This window comes from Aeromonas sp. 1HA1 (genome assembly GCF_029237385.1).
GTDB lineage: Bacteria > Pseudomonadota > Gammaproteobacteria > Enterobacterales > Aeromonadaceae > Aeromonas > Aeromonas popoffii.
Genome location: NZ_JAACGC010000075.1, coordinates 1 through 18503 on the forward strand (window position 1 = coordinate 1; position 18503 = coordinate 18503).

The 18503-nt window shown below is 58.4% G+C and carries 12 protein-coding genes and 2 pseudogenes; 6 read left to right on the forward strand and 8 right to left on the reverse strand.

All coding sequences use genetic code 11. From position 1 onward, the window contains the following. Together GWQ22_RS18065 and GWQ22_RS18070 are read left to right on the forward strand one after the other, a co-directional pair. Nucleotides 1-201 (forward strand): hypothetical protein (locus GWQ22_RS18065; protein WP_275931170.1); only part of this gene is annotated, 201 nt, incomplete at its 5' end. A gap of 219 nt (nucleotides 202-420) precedes the next feature. After that, nucleotides 421-1617 carry an NnrS family protein gene (locus tag GWQ22_RS18070; RefSeq protein WP_275931171.1) on the forward strand — a complete coding sequence of 399 codons (1197 nt, stop codon included), beginning with the start codon at nucleotides 421-423 and terminating at the stop codon, nucleotides 1615-1617. A gap of 16 nt (nucleotides 1618-1633) precedes the next feature. Here GWQ22_RS18070 and GWQ22_RS18075 read toward each other — a convergent pair whose 3' ends face one another. Further along, complete coding sequence (locus GWQ22_RS18075; RefSeq protein ID WP_275931172.1) at nucleotides 1634-2203, reverse strand: XRE family transcriptional regulator; 570 nt, start codon at nucleotides 2201-2203, stop codon at nucleotides 1634-1636. A 120-nt stretch (nucleotides 2204-2323) separates the two neighbouring features. On the opposite strand from GWQ22_RS18075, the gene GWQ22_RS18080 reads away from it, so the two are divergent. Continuing rightward, nucleotides 2324-3469, forward strand: a complete 1146-nt coding sequence (locus tag GWQ22_RS18080) for a benzoate/H(+) symporter BenE family transporter (protein WP_275931173.1) — start codon at nucleotides 2324-2326, stop codon at nucleotides 3467-3469. 149 nt (nucleotides 3470-3618) lie between these two features. Continuing rightward, nucleotides 3619-4683 (forward strand): DUF3103 family protein, encoded by a 1065-nt coding sequence (locus tag GWQ22_RS18085; RefSeq protein ID WP_042038483.1) that lies wholly within the window; start codon nucleotides 3619-3621, stop codon nucleotides 4681-4683. Between the two features lie 68 nt (nucleotides 4684-4751). Here GWQ22_RS18085 and metF read toward each other — a convergent pair whose 3' ends face one another. After that, nucleotides 4752-5648 (reverse strand): methylenetetrahydrofolate reductase, encoded by an 897-nt coding sequence (gene metF / locus GWQ22_RS18090; RefSeq protein ID WP_042038481.1) that lies wholly within the window; start codon nucleotides 5646-5648, stop codon nucleotides 4752-4754. 328 nt (nucleotides 5649-5976) lie between these two features. Between metF and GWQ22_RS18095 the strand changes: the two genes are divergently transcribed. Then, entirely contained in the window at nucleotides 5977-6777 is an 801-nt protein-coding gene (locus GWQ22_RS18095; RefSeq protein WP_275931174.1) for a GNAT family N-acetyltransferase, read from the forward strand. 63 nt (nucleotides 6778-6840) lie between these two features. Here the strand turns inward: GWQ22_RS18095 and GWQ22_RS18100 are convergent. The 6 genes and pseudogenes from GWQ22_RS18100 to GWQ22_RS18125 form a co-directional block, all read right to left on the reverse strand. After that, nucleotides 6841-8306 (reverse strand): annotated as a pseudogene (locus GWQ22_RS18100) (ABC transporter substrate-binding protein). An 8-nt stretch (nucleotides 8307-8314) separates the two neighbouring features. Continuing rightward, a pseudogene (locus tag GWQ22_RS18105) lies at nucleotides 8315-10294 on the reverse strand (methyl-accepting chemotaxis protein). Nucleotides 10295-10512: 218 nt separating this feature from the next. Beyond that, nucleotides 10513-11124: an OmpW family outer membrane protein gene (locus GWQ22_RS18110; RefSeq protein WP_042038477.1), complete on the reverse strand. Its 612-nt coding sequence runs from the start codon at nucleotides 11122-11124 to the stop codon at nucleotides 10513-10515. A 446-nt stretch (nucleotides 11125-11570) separates the two neighbouring features. Beyond that, the gene (locus tag GWQ22_RS18115; RefSeq protein WP_275931175.1) at nucleotides 11571-13256 is read right to left on the reverse strand and encodes a diguanylate cyclase; all 1686 of its coding nucleotides are present in this window, start codon (nucleotides 13254-13256) and stop codon (nucleotides 11571-11573) included. Between the two features lie 132 nt (nucleotides 13257-13388). Further along, the gene (uvrA, locus tag GWQ22_RS18120; RefSeq protein ID WP_275931176.1) at nucleotides 13389-16229 is read right to left on the reverse strand and encodes an excinuclease ABC subunit UvrA; all 2841 of its coding nucleotides are present in this window, start codon (nucleotides 16227-16229) and stop codon (nucleotides 13389-13391) included. Between the two features lie 94 nt (nucleotides 16230-16323). Continuing rightward, nucleotides 16324-16983, reverse strand: a complete 660-nt coding sequence (locus tag GWQ22_RS18125) for a LuxR C-terminal-related transcriptional regulator (protein ID WP_042039303.1) — start codon at nucleotides 16981-16983, stop codon at nucleotides 16324-16326. A 531-nt stretch (nucleotides 16984-17514) separates the two neighbouring features. Between GWQ22_RS18125 and GWQ22_RS18130 the strand changes: the two genes are divergently transcribed. Next, complete coding sequence (locus GWQ22_RS18130) at nucleotides 17515-18099, forward strand: single-stranded DNA-binding protein (protein WP_212513964.1); 585 nt, start codon at nucleotides 17515-17517, stop codon at nucleotides 18097-18099. The last annotated feature ends 404 nt before the right edge of the window (nucleotides 18100-18503 follow it).

Here is an 18503-nt window from a genome sequence, read left to right on the forward strand (position 1 = left end):
ACTTCACCAGACATTGAAAATCAACAAAATTGTTTGATGTTCGATGCTGTGAGTGCCCACACAGATTGCTTGATTCAAATTGTTAAAGAGCGTCACGCTTGTCGCGCTGAGGAGGCGCATATTACGCCCCTCACTTCGAAAGTCAAGCGGTTGTTTTCGCTTTTCTTTCGGCGCCCACTTCACAAGGAAGCTGGCTCATAAGGTTGGCGTGTTCCGCCGTGCTGGTAGGGGCGCATTATAGGGAGCCACGCCGGGATGACAAGGGCTTTTTCATCACAATTGTTCGTTCGCTCAGATATACAGCAATCTCGTGTTTTTTTGCTCATAACGCCATCAACTCAGGCTTTGACTGGATTTAAATTGAACATTTTAAAAGCACCTTTATAATTGGCTTTTGAAATGTTTAATTAAGGTATCGCCATGCATCAGATTCTGGATAGCCGCAAAGAAGAACAGATAGCCCCTCTGTTACGCTTGGGGTTCCGACCTTTCTTCCTACTCGGGACCCTCTTTTCTGCCGTGGCCATGCTGGGCTGGCTGGCACAACTCAATGGCTGGATCCTGTTGCCAGGGGTCGGCAACCCCATCTGGTGGCATGCTCACGAAATGCTGTTTGGTTTCGGCGCCGCCATAGTGGCGGGCTTTCTGCTGACCGCCGTACAAAACTGGACAGCACATCCCGGTGTTCGGGGCTGGCCATTGGCACTGGTAGTTGGCCTGTGGGCCATACCTAGGTGCTTGTTGCCCTGGCTGGGAGAAGGGAACCCTGCTCTGATGATGATGGATCTGATGTGGCTACCGCTCTGCGCCTGGTTCTTGGCCAAGCCCATCATAGTGACCCGCCAATGGCGCAACCTATTCTTTGTTCCCCTGCTTGTGGTGCTGACTTTGCTCAATGGCGCCAGCTGGTTGTGGCATGAGGAGTGGATCACCATAGAGCGTCTGCTGATCACGACAGTGCTGCTGTTCACGACCCTGATTGCCGTGATGGGAGGACGAGTCATCCCCTTTTTCACAGCCCGAGGCACCGGCCAGGAGAAAGCGGCTCCCCTGCTGTGGCTGGAGCGCACAGCGCTCGCATCGCTGTGGCTTATCTTGCTGGCCTGGCTAATGCTCCCCGCCCAATGGGCCACCAGCACTTATATAGTGCCCTTATATATAGTGGCGGCGGGCCTGCATCTGTGGCGACAACTGCGTTGGCATCTGCCATCAACCCTCTCGCATCCACTGCTGTGGTCACTCCATCTTGCCTATCTGTTTATTCCACTTGGTCTGCTCGCTCTCGGGACGCAGGCCGCAGGACTGGCCATCACCTTGTCGACGGCCAGCCACCTGCTCAGCGCCGGCTGCATGGGCACTATGATCCTGGGGATGATGACGCGCGTCTCCCTCGGCCATAGCGGCCGAGCCTTGCAAGTTGGGCGCCGGATGCGCTGCGCATTCGCGCTGGTCATAGCGGCAGCCGTTATCCGGGTTGTGCCCCCGCTACTCTGGCCTGCCTATACCCTGCACGGCTGGAACCTGAGTGGCCTGGCCTGGGTCGGTGCCTATGGCCTGTTTGTCTGGGTTTATGCCCCTATACTGAGCAGTCCCAGGGCGGATGGCCGTCCGGGCTGATCATCCGATCTGATACTCAGGGACTGACCGCCGGATAGTGGATCAGGTTGTGAAAAATCGCAGGGGCAATCCCCAGATTGCGATAACCATGGGGGTGGTCAGCAGCAAAGCGCACCGCTTCCCCCTGCGTCAGTGAACGCCACGCCCCTTCCACCAGCACCTCCATCAGACCACTGATGACGATGACATGCTCGGTCACACCGGGTTCGTGAGGCTCGGATTCGCGCTGATATCCGGGCAACAGCGTCAGCTCAAACAATTCAAAGCCAAACCGCTTCTCGTAAGGAAATAAGGGGGCGACCTGCATGCCCTCTCCCGCCGGCTGCTGACGAATGGCATCGGCGGTACGATAGAGCACCTCTCCCTGCGCAGCTGGGGTGGGCTCGATGAAACTGGAGAAGGAGACCCGAAAGCCGGTGGCGATCTTCCACAAGGTAGCCACAGTGGGACTGGACTCACCCCGCTCAATCTGCCCCAGCATGGCCTTGCTCACCCCCGTCTCACGCGCCGCCACATCCAGGCTCCAGCCCAGTTCGCTGCGTAATCCCTTCAGACGTTGGGCCAGATGCTGATTCATCTCTTGCATGACTGCCTCTTCATTGCGCTTGCATGAACCGCATTGTGCGCTATAGCGCACGTCGATATAGTCAGGATACACATTGTACGTAATAACGCACAGCCGTCACAATCCGACAAGGACGTCACTATGCCCTTCGCCCTTCCCCACCTGGTAGCAGGTTTCATCGCCGTGATGGTCGGCTACACCAGCTCCGTCATTCTGATTATTCAGGCTGCCACGGCAGCGGGTGCCGCCCAGCTTGCCTCCTGGCTATGGACACTGGGTATCGGCATGGGAGTGAGCTCCATCGGCCTCTCCCTCTATTACCGCATACCCGTGCTGACCGCCTGGTCGACCCCGGGGGCCGCCCTGCTGATCACCAGCCAGGGCAACGTCACCCTGGCTGAGGCCATTGGCGCCTTCGTTATCTCTTCCCTGCTGATCACTTTGTGCGGCATCAGCGGCTGGTTCGATCGACTGATGCGGCATATCCCGGCTCCGCTGGCCGCCGCCATGCTGGCCGGCGTATTGCTCAGATTCGGGCTGGATCTGTTCAAGGTCGCGCCACAAGATCCCTTGCTGCTTGGCACACTGCTGCTGGCCTTCCTGCTGGGCCGTCATATCTGGCCCCGCTACACCATGGTGCCGGTGCTGACGATGGGGATAGTGATCTGTGCCCTGAGGGGGGACCTGCAACTCGAAACCCTGCATTGGCAGCTAACCAGTCCGGTCTGGACCTGGCCAAGCTTCTCCCTCGATGCCCTGTTCGGCATAGCCCTGCCACTGTTCATCGTCACCATGACCTCCCAGAACATGCCGGGGATCACCATACTGCGAGCCCACGGTTATCAACCGGCCACCTCCTCCCTGATCGGCTGGACCGGACTGATCGGCCTGTTGCTGGCCCCCTGCGGTGGCTATGCCTTCAACCTGGCCGCTATCACGGCCGCCATCTGCATGGGCAAGGACGTGGATCCCGATGCCAGCCGTCGCTGGCCGGCCGCCGTCTGGGCTGGCAGCTTCTATCTATTGACTGGTTGCTTCGGGGCAAGCGTGGCCGCTCTGTTCACCGCCTTCCCTGCGACACTGGTCACTTGCGTGGCCGTGTTGGCCCTGCTCGGCACCATAGGCAGCAGCCTGCACACCGCATTGCAGCAAGACGAAGCGCGAGAAGCCGCCCTGCTCACCTTCATCATCACGGCCTCCGGGATCAGCCTGCTGGGTGTCGGCGCAGCCTGTTGGGGGATGCTCGTCGGTGTCATCCTGCATCAAGTCAATCAACGAAGAAGCTGACCTGACCATCTGGGGAGCCTCCAGTGAGACACAGCACATAATTCAGAGAAACTGGTTCACAGCTTAAACGAATTGCCATTAAGTAGTGCCGAGGCACTTCTTCTTCCCCGATGTGTGCCTCTGTCAGACTCATAAACTGGAGAATAAAAATGAGGAATCAGGCTGTCATTTTGTTACTGGCACTGCTGGGCGTCACCACCGCCCATGCTGCCGACTCGGATCGGGAGCTGGCACGCCAGCTCGCGCTGCAGCAGAAAAATCTGCTGCCACTGCTGAGCAATCAGGAGTACCAGAGTCCACTGCCCAACCTGCTGCAAAAAGCTAGTCCACAGCTGCAGCGGCAGGCAAGCGATGCCAACCAGGCCGCCATCAGCCGGCAAGGGCTGGATGGCGAGGTCAAGCAATTGATGCAACTGCGACTGGCCAACCCGGAGCAGGCCGCAGCACTGCAACAAGGGGTCGAACCCCTGGTTGCCTATGTGCCAAGCGGAGATGAGAAGAGCTGGAGCGCGATCGAGGCTTTCGACAGCGCCGGCAACCCCGTCTATCTGGATGTGGACAAGGCACCGGCACGACCTGTCCTGGTGGTGGAAGCAGACCCTATCAAGGCCAAGAACGCCGGCCTGAAGGTGATGCGCAAAGCGCTGGCCGCAGCCGATCTGCAGGCTGCCCCGGCGACCACCGCCAGCACTGCACCGCTCAAGACCAGCATCCTGAAGAAGATAAGTCTGAAGGATGATAAAGAGCCCTGGCTGCTCGGCGCGGCCGAAGTCTATGCGGTGGTCGCCGGGGTCAATCCCAGCCGGGCTGAGCCCGTGGTCGACATCGTCGATATGCCCTACCTCGACTATGACAACACCGAATACACCCCCAACCAGATCCTGGTGTACTGGGATCGCTACCGCTGGGGTGCCGTCGACATCGTCATGATGGAGCAGGACGACAACGTCAACTACAAGGAACTGAGTGCCTTGTTCATTGATGCCCTCAAGCTCGCCTTTACCGCTGGCGGCGTGCCGGAGGCCCTGCCCTTCCTGGATCTCGGCGGCCGTATCGTCAAGGCGCTGCCCGACTCCTGGATGACCAACAACGATGACTATCTGGATACCTTCTACACCCTGGAGCAGGACCAGAGCTATCACCAGTATCCGGGTTCTGCCGGCAATGCGGTCATCGATCTCGAACCGAAAGAGATAGCCCCAACCAAGCCTTAATACGCCACTATGACAAAAAAGCCAATGAGCAACTCATTGGCTTTTTTTTGTGCCTGTGGCAACCGATATCAGGCCGGGTCCTTCGGTCTGACTCCCAAGGTATGGCAGATGGCGTAGGTCAGCTCGGAACGGTTCAGGGTATAAAAGTGGAAATCTTTCACCCCCTCCTGGCTCAGCACGCGCACCTGATCGATGGCAATGCTGGCGCCCACCAGGTTGCGGGTCATCTGATCGTTGTCCAGCCCCTCGAAACGCTGATGCATCCAGCGTGGGATCTTCACATTGGTAAAACCGGCGAACTTGGCCAGGGTCTGGTAGTTGGAGACAGGCAGTATCCCAGGCACAATTTCAGCATCTATGCCGATGGCGGCACAGCGATCCCGAAAGCGCAGGTAGGTCTCCACATCAAAGAAAAACTGGGTGATGGCGCGGTTGGCACCGGCATCAATCTTGCGCTTGAGGTTGAGCAGATCGGACTGCGCACTCCTGGCCTCGGGATGCCCCTCTGGATAGGCGGCCACCGAAATATCGAAATCAGCTTCTGACTTGAGCAGGGCAACCAGATCGGTGGCATACATGTCCGGCTTGTCCAGCCCCTGCGGCAAGTCGCCGCGCAAGGCCACGATATGGCGAATGCCGCTGTTCCAGTAATCGCGGGCTATGGTGCGCAGCTCATCACGACTGGCATCGATACAGGTCAGGTGGGGGGCCGCGATCAAGCCGGTACGCTCCTTGATATCCTTGATCACCTTGTGGGTGCGATCCCGGGTACCGGAGTTGGCGCCATAGGTCACGGAGACGAACTTGGGTTCCAGCACTTTCAGCCGTTCGATGGATTGCCAAAGGGTGTTTTCCATCCCTTCACTGTTGGGTGGAAAAAACTCAAAACTAACCCCGATGTCACCGCTTAAATCGGCCAAACTCTGGTTGAGTGCCTCAACCTGACGTGCACTGTGAAATCCCATCTGCTCTCTCCCTGTCCCGCAACCCATTCCTCTACGTCAAAACGGATGTTTGGACGTCTAAACGTCTTTCTATCTTTATGAGAAAATGGATCAAAGTCAACACTGATTTACGGATCGAGGCGAGAGCCGGTGTTTATTTCGCAATTAATTTGAAGTAACGATTGGAACCCCATCCCAAAATCAGCGGAGTCGCGTTATCATGACCCCAGATCGTCCTGGACGTTCTGAATCTGCGTGTGATTGTTTGGCCGGAGGTTGCTCCGGCCCCTTTTTCAATCTCTTCCCCTCCCTGCCGATAACCAATTGAGCCATTCGCAGGAGCCTCATCATGGATACCCACCCCGGCTTTGCCACCGACTTGCTGTTCGATCGCTATCAGGGCAACGTGGTAGCTCATGAGCAATTCTGGACTGTGCGCACGCCTGATGTCCCCGACTACTATTTTGGCAACTATCTGCTGCTCCCCACCCCGCCCAGCGATCGTGACAAGGGCTGGCTCGAGGCCAGCTTCGACAAGCTGATCGGGCAGGATCCCAGAGTACGACACCGCACCTTCCAATGGCCGCTAGCCGCCGGCCAGAACAGCCGGGTCGCCGGTTTCGTGGCAGCAGGCTATCAATACATGGAGTGCGTGGTGCTGGCGCTGGATGCCCTCAGCTGGCATCAACCGACGGCGGGCGATCTGGCGGCGGATGCACGTCCCTTCAAGTCCGCCGACTGGGATGAGTGGCTGACGTTTGAGCTCAATGAACGCGACCCGGGCCACTCGGTGGAGAGCTATCGGCACTATCTGCAGTCGCGCCGTCACCTGTACCAAGCCATGATCGCGGATGGGCTCGGGCAGTGGTGGGGGATCTGGCGGGAGGGTCAGCTGGTCGCCAGTTGCGGTCTCTTCTTCACCGACACCCTGGGCCGCTTTCAGCTGGTTCGCACTCATCAGGATTGGCGCAACCGGGGACTTTGCCGCCAACTGCTGAGCCAGGTCGCCCATCAGGGGCTGGATCGCGTCAGCCAGCTCATCATAGTGGCCGACGAGCACTATCACGCCCAACGGGTCTACCGCTCATTGGGTTTTACCCCAGTGGCCCGCATTGGCAGTCTCTGTCGCTGGCCCCGCGAGACTCAATAGCCAGGCGGCGGGCAGCAATGAAAACGGGAGGCTGATGCCTCCCGTTGTTTATAGTGTGACTGATTATTGCTGCGGCGTTTCCAGCTCGTTGGAGAGCGCCTGTTCCACCTCGGCCGACGGCACCGGCAAGGGTGCGGCAGATGCGGGCGTGGCGGGACGGGCACGGCAGGAGCCTCTGTCACAGCCGGCATCGCAGCGGGTGGTGCGGCAACGGCGGGGGTCTGTGTGGTTATAGCGGCAGCCGATACGGCGGTCGCAGCGACATCACATTGGCAATCCTGCCCCTTGGCCTTGTTGCCCTGATGAGCGGGATACCAGCCTTTCAGCCCCTGCTCCAGCCGGTCGGCGGCCGCCCTGGGCTCCATCTTGCCGAGCAGCACGGCCTGACTCACCTCGGCTAGCTCGTCTCCCAGTTTTGGCGTGCCACGGGAGAGGATCTGGGTCGCCACCCGAATGGTGGAGTCACACTGATCGCGCCACTCCATCATCTCTTTGGCCGCCGGGTTGGTGACATCAAAGAAGTGGTTGGAGAGGGAGAAGAATCCCGGCAGCGAGTTGGTATAGAGCTCGGCAAACTGGGAGGTGGTCAGCCACTGCAGGAAGGCCATGGCTGCCTCCTTGTTCTTGCTGGCCGGGTTCAGCCCCATGCCGATATCGGTGTGATCGGTAAAGAAACAACCCTCACCCTGTTTCGCCACAGGCGGACGCATGACGCCAAAGTCGACCTTGCCGGTGAAGGGGGCAATTTCCCAGGAACCCGCCGCATAGAAGGCGGCCTTGCCGGAGGTAAACAGCTCATTGGTGGCGGCATAGTCCCGGCGTTCTCCCCCATCACCCAGATAGGGGCGCCAGCGGGCCAGCTCCTCAAACACCTTGACGTATTGCGGGTTGTCGAGCCGCTCCTGGCCCCCGATCAGCGCCAGACGCCCATCTTCCCCCTTCCAGTAGTTGGGGCCTATGTTCTGAAAACCGAGTTCGGACGATACCCAGCTTTCAGAGCCACTCATGGCCAGCGGCACATAACGGCCATCTGCCTTCACCTTGTCGAGCGCGGCGAAGAAGGCATCACGGCTTTGCGGCACTGCCAAACCCAGCTCACTGAATATCTTCTTGTTATAGAAAAAACCATGAATGACCGAGGCCATGGGCACGCAGAAGGTCTGGGCGCCGGAGTCGGTCTGCCAGGGCGACTGGGCAAAACTCGGGAAGTTTTCCATCCCCGACATCTCGGTCAGTTCCGCCAGATGACCCGCTTTGAACAGAGCCAAAGAGTCATCAAACGGGCGACAGGTGATAAGATCCCCGGCCTTGCCATCCTTCAGGCTGGCCCACAAGGTCGGCATATAGTCGACGTTCTGCACGCCGTTGAATTTCACCTCAATACCCGGGTGGGCAGCCTTGAAGGCGGGAATGATCTTCTGTTCCCACAAGGCCTTGTCATCGATCCGCCAGCTCTCGATCACCAGCTCGCTGGCCATCAGCTGTCCACACAACAGGAGACTCAGGGCTCCAATCCACTTTTTAGACATAAGCCCTCCTAGACCTTGAAATGTGCGATCAATTGCTGCTGCTTGGCGACCAGATCCGCCAGCACTTCACTGCTGCTGGCCGATTCTCTCGCCTCCCGCTCGGTCTCGTAGGCCACGTCGGCAATGCCCGCGATATGGCGAGCGACGCCCTGACTGACCGAGATCTGCTCCTGAGCGGCATGGGCAACCTGATCCGCCATCGACTTGATGGAAGTCATCCGTTCGGCGATGGACTGCAATGCCAGATCCATCTCGCGGGTCTGCTCGACACAGGTTTGGGTCTGCTCCTGACTGCGGCCCATCACTTCCACCACCTGCTTGCTCGAGTTTTGCAGGTTCTCGATCATCGCCTGGATCTCTTCGGTCGAGGTCTGGGTACGGTTGGCGAGCGCTCGCACCTCATCGGCCACCACGGCGAAGCCGCGACCGGCATCACCGGCCCGGGCCGCTTCGATAGCCGCATTCAGAGCCAGTAAATTGGTCTGCTCGGCGATGCTGCGGATCACGTCCAGAATGCTGCCGATATTGTTGCTGAACTCACCCAGCTTGTAGGTAATGCCGACGGCCTCTTCCATGGCACCAGCCAGCTGCTCCGTGATGCGACGAGTGGTCGCCACCTTCTGGCGGCCGCTGCGGGCCTCGTCATCGGCCAGATCCACCTCCCGCTTGGTGCCATCGGTGGAGCGTGCCACCTCGGTAGCACTCACCTCCAACTCGGTGATGGCAGCCGCCACCTGATCGGTCTGGCTCTTCTGATCCTGTACCCGGGACATGGCCCGCTCGCTGATCTCGGCGGCACGGCTCGCCTCATCCACCAGATGGCGGGAGCCCACGTTGATCTTGGAGAGCAGTTCCCCCGTCTTGCTGGCCAGGGTATCGATGGAGTGGGAGAGGGTGCCGAACTCGCAGCTGCTGCGGTAGTTGATGCGGCGGGTCATGTCCCCGGCCGCCATGTGGTCCAGCTCCTTGTTGATCATCTGCAGCGGACGCTGAATACTGCGCGCCGTGGTATAGCCAATGATGAGCGCCGCCGCGGCCGAGATGGCGGCAACGATCAGGATCCAGAAGCTGGCACTGCTGACCGCATCATCTGCCGCGGTCCGGCTCTGACTGGCGATGGTCCCGGCCGACTGACCCATCTCGTCGAGCAGGCTCAGGCTGTTTGCCAGGCTGGCGTCTAGCTGCTGATTCAAGGTTTGCAACGATGCTGCCAGTTGCTGGGCATTGCGCATGGTGGCAAGCAAGCCCTGCTGGCCAAGCGCCAGCTCCTGCATCCGGTCCAGGTTGGAGACGAAACGCTGCTTCACATCGTCGGGGACCAGCACCCGATCGAGGCGTTTGCGAGCCATCTCGATATCCTTGCTAAGCACCTTTTCCAGTTCATTGAGATCTGTGTTGGCATCAGCCCGGCGAATGTTTTTCAGATCCCGCGCTATGCCCGAAGTGATGAGCTCGGCCTTGTTGCGCATGGAACGCTTGCTGGCGGTCTGCTGCAACAGCAGATCGGCCGCCCATTGGTAGGTGTCTTCCAGCCGGATGAAGGCGATCTCCAGCTGGTGGCGCTGATCGAGGGCGTTGACCCATTGGCTGTGCTGGGAGAGCACCTGCTCCGCCAGCCCATAAAACTGTTTGGTCGCGCCATCCACCTGCTGGAAGCGGCTATTGGCCTCCCCCACTCCGGTGAACTTGTCCATCTCTTGGCTCAGCTGGCTGAAACGGGCCTGCTGCTCCTTGAACTGGCTGGCAAGTTACGGCAGCGGGCTCGCCTCCTTACTGGTCCGGTAGACCAGCACCCAGCGGTTACTGTCTTGCAGGGCACCTTTCAGGCCCGCCACCGCAATCACCAGCGGTGTTGCCCGATCTGATACCTGCGACAAGCCATCGTTGATACCCCTGATCTTCAGGATGCTGATCACCCCAAGCAGGATCAACAGCATCAGCATCAACACAAATCCGGCGATGATCCGCTGCACAATAGATAAACCCATGGAGACATCCTCACTCATTGGGGGAAGGTAACGTGAACCTAGATACTATCGGCACAAGCGGCGAATTATGGAGGGGAGGGTACGTTATTTTATTGATCTATATAGAGTTGTAACACAATTGCGGGGATCTGGCGCAAGCATAAAAGGGCCCGGACAATGCCGGGCCAAAGAGACGTGCTTAGCGGTAATGGCCGTGAGGAGGCCAGTCCTGCATCTTGTCAGAAGCGATAGCCGACACCGAACATGAAGGCCATGGGATCGATGGAGGTATTGATGGTGCCCACGGCAGTGTGCACATCGGTGTCGATATCCATGATCCAGGCGGAAGCGTTGACGAACCAGCGATCAGTGATCGCCATGTCCAGGCCGACCTGACCCGCCAAGCCCCAGGAAGAGTCCACGTTGATTTCTGTGCCTGCCAGTGCGCCACGTCCCTGCTCATCGAAGAAGGTGGTGTAGTTCACACCGGCACCGATATAGGGGCGCACCTTACTCTTGGCATCGCCGAAATAGTACTGTGCCATCAAGGTCGGCGGCAGATGCTTGACCTTGGCGACCTCGCCCAGACCCGCGGTCGAGACGGAGTGGGAGAACGGCGTGGCGGCCAACAGCTCGACACCCCAGTTATCCGTGATCAGGTAAGAGAGGGTCAGACCCAGCTGCATGTTGCTGTCAATTTGCAGCTCACCGGTACCCAGCACATCGTCACTGCTCGTTTGAGGGGATACAAACGCCAGGCCACCACGGACCAGAATATCGCCAGCTTGGTGGGCCATGGCAACGGGAGAGGCAAGTGCGGCTGCGATCATCAGCGGAAGGATCTTTTTCATCACATTTTTCCTTTTAGTTTTCGTTCTATGTTGCAAGCCCGAAAACTATAAAGGGATGTGAACGCAGAGTTATTGATTTAGCTCAAACGTTACCAAGAAATAGATAGATGTGTTCGGCAGCTTTTCGGCCCCATCAAACTGAAAAAAACAAATAAAAAACACAATAAAAACAATGAATTGAGTAATAAAACTCTGCCGGGGCACTCACTAAGAAACAATGCAAATATATCTTATTGCAGATTTAAACGGCGAGGGATGGTGGGTTCAACCTGGTAACAAGCGTATTTTTGCCACCCATGTAGCGCATGCTGTAAGCGAAAATGCATGAAAGAACAAACAAGACGGGAAAAGATCATCGCCATTCTGGCGGCCATTTAGGGCAGAAGATCCTCTCTGTTTATTTTATTGGGATTCATTCTCGGCATGGCGCTATTAATGCTGACCCATTAAACCCGCTGGCCGACGTGGGACGTCTGGCACAACAGCCACCCCCCCGCCGCTATCTGCTCCGGGCTTAGTACCCATTGCTCCCGGGCCAGCTCCCCACTGTAGCCTCGCCAGCGATCCCGTCCCTCCTGCTTGGCTCTGTATAACGCCATATCTGCCAGTTTGAAGCTGAGATTCCAGAACGAATCTTCCAGTTCCCGGTGCAGAGGATACCTGCAATATCCCAGCGACGCCGTCATCTTGAGCGGCACCTCCTCACGCCCGAACCTGTACTCGGCAATCTTGCGGCGCAAGCGCTCGACCCGACTCGCAACCTGTGTCGCCTCCTCGCACATGAGCAGCAGCAGGAACTCCTCGCCACCCAGCCGGATCAGTGGTTCCTCCTCACCGAGAGCGCCGTGCAGCAGTTCAGCGAGCTGGCACAACACCAGATCGCCGATATCGTGCCCGAAACGATCGTTCACCTGTTTGAAGTGATCCAGATCCAGGATCACCAGCATCCTGGCGGCGGTGACGTTATCCTGGCTCAGCAGCCACTCATCGAGGTAGCGCCGGTTGAAGGCATGGGTCAGCGGATCCGTGTAGGCAGCAGTCTCCATCTTGGAAGAGTGCGCCTGCAAGGCACTGTGGTGCAGGCTGATCTTGGCCGCCATCTCCCGGAATTTGCGGCTGAGCAGGGCCATCTCCTGGCTGCTGTCGATGATCGGCAGCACGCTGATGTCCTGTTTTTCGCCAAATTTCTGCAGCGCTTTCACCAGCTCGCTGACCGGCCCCAGCACTATGGTCCGCAGCCGTGCCAGCGCCATCAAGATGCAGGCCAGGCTGATCAGCAGCATGCCGACGAAGGTCCAGATAGCGCCCTCCATCGCGCCCTGCAACACATCACGATCGTCTTCCACTATCAGGATCAACACGGGGTCGCCACTGCTGTCGAGCAGCAACCCCTCCCCCCTGACCCGCTGCAGCCCCAGATCCACCAGGCGATAGCTCATCTGTGGTTTGAGTGGCTTGAAGGAGAGGAAGTTATCGGAAGGCTTGGGCTGGTAGAGGGTCAAAGAGAGGGCGGTGCGCTCAGCCAGCTCATGCAGATAGCGAGCATCCAGCCAGCGAGTCACCAGCAGATAGCCATTGGGTGTGGCGTTTTCCAGAGCGTTGGTGACCGGCTGGAACGAGTAGATGAGGGGTCCCCACTGGGATCGCCTCACCCCGCTCAGACTGCGCATCCCCTCCTGACGGGATTCACGCAGCAACTGCAGCTTGAGGTCGTCCAGGAAAAATGGGAGCAGGGTCGTGTCCGTGTCTGACGCCTCGGGCAGCAGGGTACGAGTCCAGATCTCGACTCCCTGCAAATCCATATAGCTCAATACGCTGAGTTCGAAATCCCGCATCGGGGTATCGACCAGCAAATTGGAACGAATATAAGCCTGATTGGGATGAGCCAGAAAATGATAGCTCTCATCCCAGATACCCCAATCCCGGGTGAAGGCATTGATGGCGTTGATATCACCCTGTACCGCCTTGATCACCCGCTGCAGGTGATCCTTCATCCGCCGCTCCTCGATCCGCTGTGCCGCTGGCACCTGAGCCAGGGCGATCACGATGAGCAACATCAGGATGGCTCCGGCCCAGATGGGAAACATGGAGTAGGCCAGCAAATGATCGATGGAGCGGGAAGGTTGAGCCATGAACGCCAATATCCTTTGGACGGCAAACCAGGGAGCGGAAACTGTCTTGTACCAAGTATGGAGTATCCGTCTCCTGGGGCGGCAACTGAATCACGTCGATATAAAACAAGGGGCACAGGGCCCCTTGTCTCATTACAGCCGCGATGATCTTACCAACAGCGGGGCCAAGAAGCGCGCCGTATGAGAATCCTCACAGCGGCTGATCTGCTCTGGCGTACCTGTCACCAGGATACGGCCGCCACCGGCACCGCCCTCGGGCCCCAGATCGACGATCCAGTCGGCGGTTTTGATGACATCCAGGTTGTGCTCGATGATCACGATGGTATTGCCCCGATCCCGCAGCTGGTGAAGTACCTTGAGCAGTTGCTGTATGTCGTGGAAGTGCAGGCCTGTGGTCGGCTCATCCAGGATATAGAGGGTCTGACCCGTGTCGCGCTTGGAGAGCTCGCGCGCCAGCTTGACCCGCTGCGCCTCCCCCCCGGACAGCGTGGTGGCCGACTGGCCGAGGCGGATGTAGGAGAGGCCCACATCCATCAAGGTTTGCAGCTTTCGCGCCACCGCCGGCACCGGGTCGAAGAAAGCCCGGGCATCTTCCACCGTCATATCGAGGATCTCGTGGATGTTCTTGCCCTTGTACTTCACCTCCAGGGTCTCGCGGTTGTAGCGCTTGCCCTTGCAGACATCGCACGGCACATAGACATCCGGCAGGAAGTGCATCTCCACCTTGATGACCCCATCCCCCTGACACGCCTCGCAGCGGCCCCCTTTGACGTTGAAGGAGAAACGGCCCGGCTGGTAGCCGCGCGAACGCGCCTCCTGGGTGCCGGAGAGCAGCTCGCGGATCGGGGTGAACAGGCCGGTATAGGTGGCCGGGTTGGAGCGCGGGGTGCGGCCGATGGGGCTCTGATCGATATCCACCACCTTGTCCAGATGCTCCAACCCCTCGATGCTGCGATAGGGAGCAGGCGTGGACTCGGTCGCCTTGTTGAGCTCCCGGTGAGCGATGCGGAACAGGGTATCGTTGATCAGGGTCGACTTGCCGGAGCCAGAGACGCCGGTGACGCAGGTCATCACCCCTATGGGCAGATCCAGATTAACGTTGTGCAGGTTGTTGCCGCTCGCCCCCTTGAGTTTTAACCACTTGCCGGTGAGCGGGGTACGCTCGGCAGGAATGGCGATCTGCTTGCGGCCAGAGAGATAGTCACCGGTCAGGGAAGCAGGATTGTCGATGATCTGCTGGGGGGTGCCCTGCGCAACAATCTCGCCACCGTGCACGCCAGCCCCCGGGCCGATGTCGAGCACATGGTCGGCGAGGCGGATGGCGTCCTCGTCATGCTCCACCACGATGACCGTATTGCCCAGATCGCGCAGGTGAGTGAGGGTCTTGAGCAGCCGCTCGTTGTCGCGCTGGTGCAGGCCGATGGAGGGCTCATCAAGTACGTACATCACCCCAACCAGACCGGCGCCGATCTGGCTCGCAAGCCGGATGCGCTGAGCTTCACCGCCGGAGAGGGTCTCGGCACTGCGCGACAGGCTCAGATAGTTGAGGCCCACGTTCACCAGGAAGCCGAGCCGCTCGATGATCTCTTTCAAGATCTTCTCGGCAATCTGCCCACGCTGGCCGGTCAGGCCCAGCCCCTCGAAGAAGGCGAGCGCATCGCCAATGGACTGTTCCGCGATGGCGGGCAGGTTGCGGTTGTCCACAAACACATGGCGCGCCTCTTCCCGTAACCGGCTGCCACCGCAGCTGGCGCAGGATTTGTTGGCGATGTATTTAGAGAGCTCTTCGCGCACCGAGTTGGATTCGGTTTCGCGGTAGCGTCGCTCCATATTGTGCAAGATCCCCTCGAACGGGTGCTTGCGCACGACCACGTCGCCGCGATCGTTCATGTAGCGGAACTCGACCTCGGTACGCCCCGAGCCGCGCAGGATCACCTCCTGGGTCTTGAGGGGCAGATCCTCCCACGCCGCCTCCAGATCGAACTTGTAGTGCTCGGAGAGAGACTTGAGCATCTGGAAGTAATAGAAGCTGCGCTTGTCCCAACCACGGATGGCACCGTTGGCCAGACTGATGGCCGGATCGCCAATCACCTTGGCCGGATCGAAATACTGCTGTACGCCCAGACCATCACAGGTGGGGCAGGCACCGGCCGGGTTGTTGAAGGAGAAGATGCGCGGCTCCAGCTCCGACATGGAGTAGCCACACTCCGGGCAGGCGAAGTTGGCGGAGAAGGTCATGGGGGCAACCCCCTCCTCCCCGTCCATGGGCACCACCAATACGATGCCGCCGGAGAGGGTCAACGCAGTCTCGAACGATTCGGCCAGGCGTAGCGCCAGGTCATCGCGCACCTTGAACCTGTCCACCACCACCTCGATGGTGTGCTTCTTGTGCAGCTCCAGGGTGGGGGGATCGGAGAGGTCGCACACCTCGCCATCGATACGGGCACGGATATAACCCTGCGCTGCCAGGTTTTCCAGCAGCTTGCTGTGCTCCCCTTTGCGATCCCGCACCACGGGGGCCAGCAGCATCAGCTTGCTGCCCTCGGGCTGGGCCAGCACCTGATCCACCATCTGACTGATGGTCTGGGCGGCGAGCGGAATGGCATGAGTCGGGCAGCGAGGTTCACCTACCCGCGCAAACAGCAGGCGCAGATAGTCATAGATTTCGGTAATGGTGCCGACGGTCGAACGCGGGTTGTGGGAGGTGGACTTCTGCTCGATGGAGATGGCAGGGGAAAGCCCCTCGATATGATCCACATCCGGTTTTTCCATCAGGGAGAGGAACTGGCGAGCATAAGCGGAGAGCGACTCCACGTAGCGGCGCTGCCCCTCGGCATAGAGGGTATCGAACGCCAGGGAAGACTTGCCGGAGCCGGATAGACCAGTGACCACGATCAGCTTGTCGCGGGGCAGGGTCAGATTGATGTTCTTGAGATTGTGGGTGCGGGCACCCCGAATCACGATTTTTTCCATCTTTTGCACGCTCGATACACAAACCAGAGCGAATCAGTATGGCATAGAGACTACTGGATGAATAGACAGGTTTTATCCATCATTCCCATCGCTTTCAGAGATACTCCTTGGCCCAGCTCACTGCCTGCAACCGGTTCTTTACGTTCAACTTCTTGAACACGTTGTAGAGGTGGGACTTGATGGTGTGCTCGCTCACAAACAGGCTGTCGGCAATCTCGGTATTGGAGGCTCCCGTCATCAGATAACGGATGATCTCCTGCTCACGCACGGTCAGCAGCGTCTGGTTGCGCACATGATGCTCCCCCCCCTTGCGGTAGTAGTTGACCAGATCACACAGCAAGTGGCGAGGGATCCAGTACTCCCCCTGCAGCACCTTGCGAATGCCGAGCACCAGCCGATCCAGCGGATCCTGACGGAAAAAAAGCCCGCTGGTATGCGGCCACATCAGCAGCAACTCCCGATCCGTGCTGGTCGGAGCGTTAAGCAACACCGTATTGGCCTCACCAAAGCGGCTGGCGATCTCCCGTGGCCAACCCGACTGCTGGCTCGACTTGAGGTAATCCAGATCGACCAGAAACAAGGGTCGCGGCTCGAGTTCGTCCTGTAGGGGCAGGGTTTCCAGTATGCTCACCAGCAGGATGGGAAGTGCCAGCTGCTCGGTCAGATAGCTCTGAAAACTGACCGCCTGCACATTATTTTCGGTCACCAGTACGATGGGATATAGGGTGGTCATGAAGATCACGTCCTTGAACATTCAGGCCATGGTTTTTTTGGCAGCAGAGAGTACCAAGCCCCTCGAACGGTGCAGTATTAAAAAAGTATTAGACACAAGTGTGCCTCCTTTGAAACTCACCAATTTCCTAAGCAATACAAAGGACTAGCTACCTCCCCCCATTTGGGTGAAATGCTGGCTCAACGCCTGACACAGGGTGTCGCATCAAAGCAAACCCGCATTCCTGCGGCGATCGCGCCATGGGCAGGGACACCCTGCTGTCCCTGCCCGCTTGCTGGTCAAGGTCGGCCTCGTGTAAGTTAATCCTTCGGCCTATGCCTTGGCTGAAGGCTGAACGGACAGGAAGATGTGCGCTCGTTCGCGCCAACTGTTACTATTGCGGGCAAAATCTGAAAGCGGGGCTTTGGCCAGCAGGCCGACTGAACCGGGTGCAATCATCACTTGAGTGACAGTATCGTCCAGCGATGTTGCCTATCTGACAGAAAACAAACGATATGTTGAATTGGTCCGGGCATATGGCCTGGCCGGTATATAAAGGGTGGAAGAGAGATTATGGCCAGTCGAGGCATCAATAAAGTCATTCTGATCGGTAACCTGGGACAAGACCCGGAAGTGCGCTACATGCCGAGTGGCGGTGCCGTGACCAACATCACCCTGGCCACCTCTGAAACCTGGCGCGACAAGCAGACCGGCGAACAGAAAGAGCGTACCGAGTGGCACCGCGTGGTGTTCATGGGCAAGCTGGCCGAAGTGGCAGGCGAGTACCTGAAGAAGGGCTCCCAGGTCTATGTCGAAGGGAAACTGCAGACCCGCAAGTGGCAGGATCAGAGCGGCCAGGAGCGCTACACCACCGAGGTGCTGGTAGACAGCTTCAGCGGCGTGATGCAGATGCTGGGTGGCCGTCCGCAAGGTGGCGCCGGTCAGAACATGGGCGGCCAGCCCCAGGGCAACTGGGGTCAACCACAACAAGGCATGCCCGCCCAGCAGCCAATGAACCAGGCCCGTCCTGCCGCCGCGCCGCAGCAGAACATGCAGCCGCCGCAAGGTGGATACAGCCGTCCGGCCCAACAGCCCCAGTCTGCACCGCCGGTATATAACGAGCCGCCGATGGATTTCGACGACGACATCCCGTTCTAGGATATACCTCTAGTTATTATGTAAATAATATCCCAGTAAGCCTTGTGTTTACTGGGATTTTTTGTTGTTTACACTTTTCAAAATTAGAGCCTAAGATAGGGCTATCGTATACCTTATAAAAGTGTAAACAAAGTGTCCACTGGCTACCGTGTTAAGACTCTCATGCTCACCTCAGGTGAACGCCTTCCTGTCCTTTTGGATAGAGAAGGTCAGCCAATGTTTAATCCCACCATATTTGCGTTAACGGAAGTCAGAGGACAGAACCTATCTTCCAACAGAGTTATGGTGATTTCTGGTGTATGGGGGAGATAGAGAAGGTGGCGTATCCTGCTGATTGATTCCCGCGAAGAATCTCAATCAACAGAGGTGATACGCCATGACTAATTCTACCCTCAGAGCCCTGC